The organism is Desulfovibrio sp. An276 (genome assembly GCF_002159665.1).
Taxonomy (GTDB): domain Bacteria; phylum Desulfobacterota; class Desulfovibrionia; order Desulfovibrionales; family Desulfovibrionaceae; genus Desulfovibrio; species Desulfovibrio faecigallinarum.
This window is the reverse complement of record NZ_NFJC01000015.1, coordinates 57,706-66,886: the sequence shown is the minus strand read 5'-3', so window position 1 is coordinate 66,886 and position 9,181 is coordinate 57,706. Positions and strand designations below refer to the sequence as shown.

General features: G+C 45.5%; 14 protein-coding genes. 1 reads left to right on the top strand and 13 read right to left on the bottom strand.

The window, feature by feature from the left end; all coding sequences use genetic code 11:
• A partial coding sequence (locus tag B5F76_RS14860; protein WP_162608756.1) for a hypothetical protein occupies positions 1 to 638 on the top strand: 638 nt, incomplete at its 5' end.
• A 284-nt stretch (positions 639 to 922) separates the two neighbouring features.
• Here B5F76_RS14860 and B5F76_RS07870 read toward each other — a convergent pair.
• The 13 genes from B5F76_RS07870 to B5F76_RS07810 all read right to left on the bottom strand — a co-directional run bounded on the left by B5F76_RS07870 (position 923) and on the right by B5F76_RS07810 (position 8,996).
• A complete protein-coding gene (locus B5F76_RS07870; RefSeq protein WP_087353041.1) occupies positions 923 to 1,453 on the bottom strand; it encodes a hypothetical protein in 531 nt (176 codons plus the stop codon).
• Between the two features lie 111 nt (positions 1,454 to 1,564).
• Entirely contained in the window at positions 1,565 to 2,155 is a 591-nt protein-coding gene (locus tag B5F76_RS07865; protein ID WP_087353039.1) for a hypothetical protein, read from the bottom strand.
• Between the two features lie 63 nt (positions 2,156 to 2,218).
• The gene (locus tag B5F76_RS07860; protein ID WP_087353037.1) at positions 2,219 to 2,767 is read right to left on the bottom strand and encodes a hypothetical protein; all 549 of its coding nucleotides are present in this window, start codon (positions 2,765 to 2,767) and stop codon (positions 2,219 to 2,221) included.
• A 60-nt stretch (positions 2,768 to 2,827) separates the two neighbouring features.
• Entirely contained in the window at positions 2,828 to 3,466 is a 639-nt protein-coding gene (locus B5F76_RS07855) for a hypothetical protein (protein WP_087353035.1), read from the bottom strand.
• Between the two features lie 15 nt (positions 3,467 to 3,481).
• Positions 3,482 to 4,030, bottom strand: a complete 549-nt coding sequence (locus B5F76_RS07850) for a hypothetical protein (protein WP_087353033.1) — start codon at positions 4,028 to 4,030, stop codon at positions 3,482 to 3,484.
• Positions 4,008 to 4,589: a hypothetical protein gene (locus B5F76_RS07845; protein ID WP_144268421.1), complete on the bottom strand. Its 582-nt coding sequence runs from the start codon at positions 4,587 to 4,589 to the stop codon at positions 4,008 to 4,010. Before B5F76_RS07845 ends, B5F76_RS07850 begins: the two co-directional genes overlap by 23 nt.
• Entirely contained in the window at positions 4,558 to 5,211 is a 654-nt protein-coding gene (locus B5F76_RS07840; RefSeq protein ID WP_087353030.1) for a hypothetical protein, read from the bottom strand. Before B5F76_RS07840 ends, B5F76_RS07845 begins: the two co-directional genes overlap by 32 nt.
• Entirely contained in the window at positions 5,199 to 5,846 is a 648-nt protein-coding gene (locus B5F76_RS07835) for a hypothetical protein (RefSeq protein ID WP_087353028.1), read from the bottom strand. The genes B5F76_RS07840 and B5F76_RS07835 overlap by 13 nt, the downstream gene beginning before the upstream one ends.
• A gap of 58 nt (positions 5,847 to 5,904) precedes the next feature.
• On the bottom strand, positions 5,905 to 6,504 hold the full coding sequence (locus B5F76_RS07830; protein ID WP_087353027.1) for a hypothetical protein: 600 nt from the start codon (positions 6,502 to 6,504) through the stop codon (positions 5,905 to 5,907).
• Positions 6,497 to 7,147 (bottom strand): hypothetical protein, encoded by a 651-nt coding sequence (locus B5F76_RS07825; protein ID WP_087353025.1) that lies wholly within the window; start codon positions 7,145 to 7,147, stop codon positions 6,497 to 6,499. The genes B5F76_RS07830 and B5F76_RS07825 overlap by 8 nt, the downstream gene beginning before the upstream one ends.
• Positions 7,144 to 7,707, bottom strand: a complete 564-nt coding sequence (locus B5F76_RS07820) for a hypothetical protein (protein WP_087353023.1) — start codon at positions 7,705 to 7,707, stop codon at positions 7,144 to 7,146. The genes B5F76_RS07825 and B5F76_RS07820 overlap by 4 nt, the downstream gene beginning before the upstream one ends.
• Positions 7,704 to 8,282, bottom strand: coding sequence for a hypothetical protein (locus tag B5F76_RS07815; RefSeq protein ID WP_087353022.1), 579 nt, complete (start codon positions 8,280 to 8,282; stop codon positions 7,704 to 7,706). Before B5F76_RS07815 ends, B5F76_RS07820 begins: the two co-directional genes overlap by 4 nt.
• Positions 8,283 to 8,996, bottom strand: a complete 714-nt coding sequence (locus tag B5F76_RS07810) for a hypothetical protein (RefSeq protein ID WP_087353020.1) — start codon at positions 8,994 to 8,996, stop codon at positions 8,283 to 8,285.
• Between the last annotated feature and the right edge of the window lie 185 nt (positions 8,997 to 9,181).

Below are 9,181 nucleotides of genomic sequence, written 5' to 3'. Positions count from 1 at the left end.
GGAAGGTGAAAGATCTCATCTACAAACCCAAGTATTCTTTCCTGAGAAGCTACAAGACCTACTTTGGTGTCCGCAAGGAAATAGAGGTGTTTGGGGTTAAGGAATACGCCTATGTGTATGTTGATCTCAACAATGCACTCTGCAGTGATCACAATTGGCGCCGGGATCATGAAGAAGAATACGAGAAGCTCAAGGAGCGTGACAAGGAATGGAAGCGCGTGGAATATGGCTTTTTCATCCTGCTCTCCAATCTTGCTTTGGAGCCTGACAAGATGCTTGATCGGTATTACGGACGCACAAATATCGAAACAGTCTTCAAAACATCCAAAGAATACCTTGACTTACTTCCACTCAGGAAATGGACGGATCTCACGGTCAGGGGCAAGATTCTTTCAGACATCATAGCCACTATCGTGCTTCTCATGCTGCGCAAGGAGACTACGCCGCTCGACAAAGCACTCTCTGAATATTTTGGCAAACTTGGCTCCATCACCTGCTTTAAGTCCTCAGCGAACAGACTCACCGTCAGCAGGGCCAATAAACAAACAACTCAATTCATGCAGAAGGCAGGGATCGTTATGCCTCCCTATATCAGTCTTGATAGCTGTCGAATGATGATTGCTCCTACACAGGCTTAGTGTAGTTTTCTGATAAGGAATCCTTTTGAGCACTCCAGAAAATATGGTTCTACTTTTGCTCAACTCTTAGGATATAGTCATGTGGCACAAAATATCTGTACTGCAGCCTGCTAAGAAATTTACTTGCAACCTCATACGCTGCTGCGGATGGACTTCCTGCCTTAGCCGACTCCTCGATATCCTCAAGCTTGAGGACTATCCGGTAACTTCCCTCCCCGAACCCGGGCTCACCATGCAAACTGAGCATCGGTAGCTTACCTCCTCTTGTTTTTGGTTTTTCTGCGTTAAAGCGGCGCTCTCCCGCAAGCCATCATATCCAGCATGTACTTGCATACTTTGTAGTTAAAGATGTTGATCGCGTCAGAAAGATCTCTGCCAAAGACACTGATGCAGTAACATGGATCAAGAAGTATGTTCATGTAGTATCGTACGTTCATCGTGTCACTTCCCTGGTCCTTGTATATATAGTATCCCATTCGGTCCGTTACGTTGCCAAATGATATCGCCAGTGACCCTATTATATCACCAGGCTTGAGCTCCTTGTATTCAATATTTTTGTCACCAGATTGAAGATCCACAACGCACCCGTCTGCTACCGCCCTGTCCAGGTGTTCGCGCAGCTTGTGCGTGTTGAGCTTTGTCTGGCGAAGGACAAGCTCGGGATTACCCAAGTACTTGTCGAACACCATGGGGATAAACTCTGCCGCAAGCTTCTCCGATGCCAGTGTCGGAATAGTGCCGCGTGCCGTTACCGTGTTCTTGCCAAGTTCGTATGTGAGTTGCCAGCCTTGCGCGTTTTTCTCTACTGTGAGCATTTTCTGATCGCCTCCCTTGTTCTGGTTTTGCGGGACTAAAACTCTCGCGGGTCTAGTACCGCATTTCCGCAATCAAATCATATCCTTATAACAAAAAGAGGCCTTGTTTTTCTACTTTGTGAACATGTCAGGATCTATATATTTGTCGAGAAGGTACCCGTTGATGTTCGCCCATATGTAGTCTCTCAGCACAGCGTGGTCCATGTATCCGACACCGATGTTGGAGGATGCGTCCCAATCAATATCTTCCCTCTTGTTTTCGTACGTGAGTCTGATAGGAAACACTTCTTTGTCTCTTATACAAACAGCAGCGTAAAGAAACTCGTTATCATCTTTCTTGGTCATGCGAAAATATTTCAGATCCTTCTTGCGTTTGAGAAGTTCTTCCAATTCCTTTATATCTGTTGATTCGAATATGTGCACAGTGTGGTTCTTTTCCTCTATCTCAAGTTTGTATCCGTTTCCGAGAACGTATCTGAATCGCGGTATAAGCATCTCGGGAGTCCCATGGTCAAGCCATTTGTACATAATGTTGTATGCGCACATATTGGCGTCAAATACAGTCCAGAGAAGATTTTCTGCAAGATAGTATGTAGACTTTGATAGTGATCGTACACCACTTGCCAAAGACATGGTTACGCCCATTATGATTAACGACATATCGTATGCGTCTGTCAATCTGTTACGCTCTATTTTTATCATTTGCGATGCCTCGCTATAAAAATAGGGCGCACATGAGGAATGCACGCCCTAAAACACTGTCAGTTACCTGATAGTTTCGAGGGTCTTGACCCAGAACTCTTCCAGCGTCTTGCCCTCGGAGAACAGCACGCGGTTGTCATCGTGATCGAAGGCGAACAGGGCAATATCCCTGAGACTGGCATCATCGTGGATGCGTATCTCCAGTCGACAACTCCCATCAAAGCCCTTGTCTTCCCACATCACGCCACCTACATGGTAGCGTATATTCTTTGCAGCGTGGGTGTATCTGTACATCATGGCGATATCGTCGTTGCACCAGATACCGAGGCGCTTGCCACCAAAACCAAGTCCGGGGTCCGATACCAGGTAGAACGATGGTCTCATTTCGTCATGGTGCTCGGATATGTACCTGGTTACAGGTTCAGTTTCACCAACGTTGAGATTGTCAACGACATCGAGCAGATTCTCGATTTCGGCATTACGTTGATCTGGACTCTCCCCAAAGATTCTCTTCAGGCCGGACTCAAGGCGTACCCAAGACACTTCCTTTGAAGTATCCTTGTCGGTGAACGCAGTTACAATAGGGGATGAAGGGGGTGCTATGAACAGCATTTGTGGTTACTCCTTTCGAGCGCCTACCCAAGCGCTGTGTCTGAGTAGGCGCAAATAAAACTACTTTACTCTGGAAATTCCTTTGTCTGTGTATTTATCGAGAAGGTATTCCATGATACCGTTTTCAACATATGCATGCAGTTCATCGTAACTATCCGCAGTACGCTCTACATTTATCCCAGCAGAATCTCTTATTACGATATCATAACTGTGCCCAAGCATCTTGTTATAGCAACCACTACCATCACTAGGAAAATCTATGACATATCCGGCATATATAGCATTAGCATATTTATCTTCTTCATTCTTTGCAAATTTATTGTGTTTACTAAAATATATTTCACTAATAGTTCTTCCACTATTTATTATATCGAAAAGGGTATCAACATCTTTTTCAGATTTATATTCCCATTCATCAAAATCATTAAGATCCTCTATATCATCTTTAAGTATATGGGCATGGATATCGTAGCCATAGCGTGCTTTAATGTGTGCAAATCTATCTTTTATTATATTCTCGCAGAAAAAAATTTCTCCAGTATGGATCATAAACTCGCAGTAAATTTCAGAAATAATATTGGTCGCAAGACTACTTGCAGCGTCTGAAGGTGTATACCCTACCCCAGCAAGAGTTATATCAAGAAATGAGGACACAACAGTGTAGTTATTTTCCAATCCGTTTTTAACCATTGTAAGCATTTGCGTTTCTCCTTTTTACTTGCAGAATTGTTTGAGCAGGCTGATAGCGACACTGTGGTTCATGGTGTCCACAAGCTCCTTGAAGTTTTTCCCACCAGCACTCAGCGCGTAGACCCCATTTTTACCAATCAGAACACCGCCACCAGGGTCCCTGTCCCAGTCGTCCAGAACTATCGTGAGTCGAAGCATTTCGTCTTCAACAAACTTGTGTACATCTATGAGGGTTATGTTTGGATTTGTGTCAAAAAACTCAAGCAGCCTGTCGCGGGTGTCGTGAGTGAAATCGTGGTACTTCCTGTCGATAGTCATAATGGTCACTGCCAGGCCATCTCCCATAGCCTGCTCAAGTTTTGGGCAAAGCTTCTCGCGGAGAGAGTGCATGATCTTCGCTTTCTTTACCTCGTCGGGCCACCCTATGTATGTCTCAAACAGGAACTCCACTAATTTGTATGAGAATAGCCAAATAGCATTGGCCACTGGAGCGCCGTTTCTGGTTACATCAATAAAGTCCAGGTGGGTAAGTCTTACGTCGTAACCATGGTCAGCTTTTGTTATTGTCAGCATGTAGCGTGTCTCCGGAGAAAAACTTGTTGGCAAAGCACTCAAGCAGATTGAGATACACAGCATCTCCCAACGAACCATCGAAGTATGTCGCGGCGGAAATCACTGCATTGTCGTGGTTGTCCACGTAGAAAATTTCGTGAAAGAAATCGTCAGCCCCGTTGTTGTTTATGGACAGCTGCAGATCATCATACTGTGTTCTTCTGCGTACGAGTATCATGTCCAGGTTTTCGCCAGTCCCGAGGGCAGCCGGAAGACTGCCCCTGTTTTCTATCGTGAAGGACTCCTCGGAGTTGTCCTTGTTGATCACCTTGACGGTAAACTTGTCGTCTATAGCCCTGTTCAGACATTCAACCAGCTTGGAGAGGTCCTTTTCGCGCATCCAGGCAGCTACCAGCTCAGGGCTGCCGATGTAGCCGGTAACCCTACGCATAAAGGCCGCTGTCAGGAGCTGCAACGTGTTTCCTGCATGAGTATTTGTTGCGTAAACCCCTATCTCGTCAAACAAAGTAAGCGTTATGGTAAGCTTTCTAGTTTCCTTGTTGTAGTTTGCTGTCAGCATTTGCGAGTACCTTTATCCTGTCGCCAACTGTGTCAATAACATAATTGGTGATGAAATCCTCAATGGCGTAGTTGATTCTTCCACCACAACTGAAGTGGCATAGTTCCGAGTCCTGGTTGTCTTCCATCACCCACAGCTGCCTGTCCCCAAATACCTTGTCGAAGAACACGGAGACGTGCTTCGAGCAGATGTCTTCGGTAGTCCAGACAAGAGGCGCGTATACTATCTCCAAAGATTCTCCGTCTGCTTCATGGAAAAGAGTGATGTTGTGCAGAGCTTCGCCATCCGAGTACTGTGCCCAGAACGTTTCGATGTTTCTGTCGCTTTTACAATTGATTATGCTGTCTTCAAGCTCGACATCTACCAAGAACCCTGCAGAAATAAGACTTTCACACCTGTTGTAGATCAGTTGCTGAACATCAATGTCATCCTCCACATTTCTACGATAGCGATCCAGCTGCAGGAATGGCCCTATCCGCTTCCAGACGAGTTCCATGGACACAGAGTTAGACAGGCAGGATATCGCCTCGGAAAGCGTCTTCCCTGAGCCGGAGACTTCCACCCCGCAAATCGTTGTGGTCAGGTTAAAATCGCCATTATCCTTGAAATCTACGCGCAGCATGGCATCTCCTTCCCAACCTTTTCCATCACCAGTTCGTGAAGGTCCGAGATTATCTTTTGCCCCAAGCAGAGTGAGTCGTTGTCGTTATCCTCTGCGTTGATAAAGCTGATGCCGTCATCACGTATGGCGACAACACCGAACCTCTCCTTGCGCTTCTTGCCTCTAGGAAAAAATGTGGCCCCAAGTCGTATATCCTCGTGTTTCCACTCTCTGTAGATATATTCGAGGCTCCTGCCCTTCCTGTATTCAGCAAGTATCTCTTCCATCCCCTGCTTTCCGGTCAGCATAAGGTCATAGGGATCGTTATACTTTTCCTTGAACACGAAGGTGAGCGTGGTGTTTTGGTGACTGGACCGATAGCACCAGTTTTCCAGCCATACCCGCGTGTTCTCCGAGTATTTGCGGGTAAGCTGATGAAGATCCTCATCAATGTGCTGCCAGCAGAAACAATTCAGATCCCAGCCGATGTCGTAGATAGCCTGTTTCAGAAACGGACCTTCTCCTTCGAATTTCATAAAGCCAAGGTCCAGCGTTACCTTGAACTTGTGCTCACCGAGCTTCTTCACCTCGATAAGCTCAAGGTTTTTCTCTCTTTCCTCGCGATAAGGGTCGTCGTCAAAATAGTCATCGCACATCAATCCTGTCTCCTTTTGTTTTTGGCGGGGCAGGACATGCCTACCCCGCTTTATGCTTTTAGAGGAACTTCTCGCCCATCTCTTCCAGAACCAGCATGCACAATCGCTCATTCAGCTTTGGCATCAGGCAACATGTGTTGTCAGCGAATACCGAGATATTGCTGTCGCCCACGTTCCAGGAAATATGAGTGCTATATGGAGACTCATCCTCTTCTTCCGCATCGAGGCGATATTCTGCTTCCAGAAACACCTTGTCTTTGGTGGTCGACACAATCTCTTTCCGGATTCCTATCAACTCGTGGTTTACGGAGAACTCGTCCATTATCTTGTCAATACCGTCCGTGTAGAGCGACAAGACTATTTCATCATCAAACGGGTTACTGAATATAAATCGTATATCACTGTTAGGGTGAAACTTTTTCCTGCCAACACCTTCAATGTAGTTTTTTAGACGTGGAAGATCTACAGGAAGATATGTTCTCTTGATAGTAGAAAAGTTATTGAAGTAACACCACAATAGACCATCAATATTACTTGACAGGAAACGCACAGCTCCGCCAAGGTTATCACTGGTGCCAGTGATTTTTTCAAAACCAAGATCAATAGTTATTGTATAGCGATATTCATCACCACATTGTTCCTTCTTGATGTCAAACATGCATTTCCTCCTTATTATTTGGTGTTATTGGAAGCATCTCGCCTGCCTTTACTGTAACAAGGTCGAACAAATCCTCACGCATTTCCTGGACGCACCCTGTTGGGTCTTTTCCGTAACAAGCAAGGATTATGTTATGATCTTCTGCGGTTATCAGCATTGAGTACTGTCGAATGAGGAATTTTCTTTTCGGGTAGTACTCTACTCCCATGCGAACATCACCTTGCTCCCAGTACCGGCCAACTGAGTCGAGTTTGTACCCATTCTGGTATGCGTACATGGTATCTGCCATGCCTTCGCTACCAGAGAGTCGGATTTTGAGTTTGCAGCCCTTTTTCTCGAAGGTGAGCAGCATCTCAACATCCTTGTGTTCGACATCAGAGCACCAGATGTTCAGAAACGTCCCGTTGGTGCTCTCCATCTTCCTGGACAGCCGTGTGAGTTCCCCAAAGTCCTTCCAGGAGAAATAGTCAATTTCGTTGGTCAGTTCTTCGATTGCGTTTCTAAGTGTATTGCCCTTGCCTTCGAAACACTTGAATCCAAGGTCAAAGGAGACCAAAAAACTGTCTTCAGATGGCCTTTTAATATCAAAGAACTTCGCCAGTTTCAACTGTGGTTCTCTTTCTATATCATACCATATTTTCATATACTATGCTCGAAATGTTTGAAAATTTGTTCGTAAACTGCCAGGCGTACGCTTTTCTCAAAGTCGTATACGCTGGGCGCTTGTACCTCAATAAATGGCTCATTTGCATATTGCAGACTGATACCATATGACTCGGATATCGGTCTCTTGTGTGGCACAAAGAAAAACCTCGCATACAGCCATTCATATTCCTTGTATAATGTGACTTTCCTAAGATAGTTCTGTTTCTTGAATTGCATCATTATGGTTGGCACTGTGTACATGTCTAACAAACTGTTTCCTTCCGGACTCCAGAAAGAGTAGAATATACCCCAACCATTTTTGGCAAGATTGAGTTTTTTGTACACTACGGATTCATGCAGATCGTCAAGTTCATCGCTGTTGTACAGGTAGCAAAATCTCTCTACATACGAGAACATATTTTTCGAATACTCTACCAGAGCGTCCGAGAACGCGTTTATCGCCTTGAGCAGCGATTGCCCGCTTCCTGTTATCTCTTCCCCGAACAGGTCCATTTTCACGAGGAATGTGCCGTCGTATTTTCCTATGTTTATCATCATTCAGTCTCCCGTCGCAGATATGTGTTCAGTATGTACGAGCGCATCCAGTAATCCACTTGCTTTCTGAGACTTCTCAGTGATGGACATCTGCATACATCTATTATGCTGTTCTGGGCGTTATTGTAGTAGGCCAGAAACGGCTCTATCGTCTTCGTACATTTGTCTGTCTTCAGGAAGTCGAGGCCAAACTTGATAGTACCAATGTCGTCTGCGTCGTATACCAGTATTCCGCTGACCGTGCGTAAATCGCTGACGATATCCCACAGGCTTTTCTCGTACGGTATCTTGTAGCGCCTGTTGAAGTCTCCCAGGGCTATCACGTTGACGTTCAGCCCATCACGTAACGCCAGCCTGAGATGGTCATCGATATACGAGCATACGCCCTTCTCCTTGCCTACCATAGCCAGTTGTGCGGAGACAGGGCTGCCGATGTACTTGTTGAAGGTCTTGCCTACCAGGCTGCACACCACGTTGTGGATGGCGGTAGTAGCCAGCCTGTCCTGGCTGCTGAATATGAGATTCTTGGATTTTAATGTGACGGTGACCAGTTTTCCTGTGTTGGTTACAGTCAGCATTTAGAGGCACCTCCTTATGTGCTGAGTAACGAATTCAGCATACCTTTGGCCGAAGTGGTTGAGCACCATGTTCTTGGTCCACTCAACAAATTGACGTTCCCACTCCTTGTATATCTTCGTCCTTACTACGAAACCTATGTCGTCTGGCGCTATCAGCCTGAATACACAGGTATCGTCCGCATTGGGCCAGTACTCGACCTCTATCTTGTGTGCATCATACTCGCTGGTCATACGGATATCACATAGATGTCTGCCACGTTCGTATGCCTCAACAATAGCTTTCAAGTCTTCGTAATCATCGTATTTGATACATGGACCCTCATAGAAGTTGAACTGGGTGCCAAAGCCGCACGTCCTATTCTCCGTACACATGCTCTCAAGATCAGTGATTAAGGGGAAGGCATGATCATCTCTTTCAATAAAACTCGTATGGACCAAAGGTTCCCATGCCCAGTAGGCGAATTTTCTTCCCAGTTCGGTCGCGGCATGGGACAGGTCATAAGAATGCCATTCTTCTCGGAATTTCGCTCCGCAGACATTCAGGATAAGGTCGAAGCCATATCGATTCTTCTGGATTTCTATGAGGTCTCGCCTGTCCCTGGGAGAGAGCTGTTCTGGTCTGGAGAAGCTGTTTGAGGGGACTGCCATAATATCTCTGTTTTCACATGTGGCAATGTCCATAGTGATTATTTCCTCATCGGTTCTTGTGTCCATACCCGTTACTCCTTTTGATTAAAATTTTCGCAAATACCAGCAACCTGTTCGCTAATATTTACACATACTTATAACAAAAACAGCCCCTTATTTTTTAATGGTAAAAATATAGACATGCTTATGGATGGATTTACCACAAGCATGCCTTCGATAGCGAACTATTGGCGTTAAAGGCGCAATAAATG

Bases quoted from the DNA above. Each gene is read 5' to 3' on its own strand.
- B5F76_RS07865 (WP_087353039.1), bottom strand. From the start codon at position 2,155: ATGATAAAAATAGAGCGTAACAGATTGACAGACGCATACGATATGTCG.
- B5F76_RS07850 (WP_087353033.1), bottom strand. From the start codon at position 4,030: ATGCTGACAATAACAAAAGCTGACCATGGTTACGACGTAAGACTTACC.
- B5F76_RS07840 (WP_087353030.1), bottom strand. From the start codon at position 5,211: ATGCTGCGCGTAGATTTCAAGGATAATGGCGATTTTAACCTGACCACA.
- B5F76_RS07855 (WP_087353035.1), bottom strand. From the start codon at position 3,466: ATGCTTACAATGGTTAAAAACGGATTGGAAAATAACTACACTGTTGTG.
- B5F76_RS07825 (WP_087353025.1), bottom strand. From the start codon at position 7,147: ATGAAAATATGGTATGATATAGAAAGAGAACCACAGTTGAAACTGGCG.
- B5F76_RS07870 (WP_087353041.1), bottom strand. From the start codon at position 1,453: ATGCTCACAGTAGAGAAAAACGCGCAAGGCTGGCAACTCACATACGAA.
- B5F76_RS07810 (WP_087353020.1), bottom strand. From the start codon at position 8,996: ATGGACACAAGAACCGATGAGGAAATAATCACTATGGACATTGCCACA.
- B5F76_RS07845 (WP_144268421.1), bottom strand. From the start codon at position 4,589: ATGCTGACAGCAAACTACAACAAGGAAACTAGAAAGCTTACCATAACG.
- B5F76_RS07835 (WP_087353028.1), bottom strand. From the start codon at position 5,846: ATGTGCGATGACTATTTTGACGACGACCCTTATCGCGAGGAAAGAGAG.
- B5F76_RS07815 (WP_087353022.1), bottom strand. From the start codon at position 8,282: ATGCTGACTGTAACCAACACAGGAAAACTGGTCACCGTCACATTAAAA.
- B5F76_RS07860 (WP_087353037.1), bottom strand. From the start codon at position 2,767: ATGCTGTTCATAGCACCCCCTTCATCCCCTATTGTAACTGCGTTCACC.
- B5F76_RS07830 (WP_087353027.1), bottom strand. From the start codon at position 6,504: ATGTTTGACATCAAGAAGGAACAATGTGGTGATGAATATCGCTATACA.
- B5F76_RS07820 (WP_087353023.1), bottom strand. From the start codon at position 7,707: ATGATGATAAACATAGGAAAATACGACGGCACATTCCTCGTGAAAATG.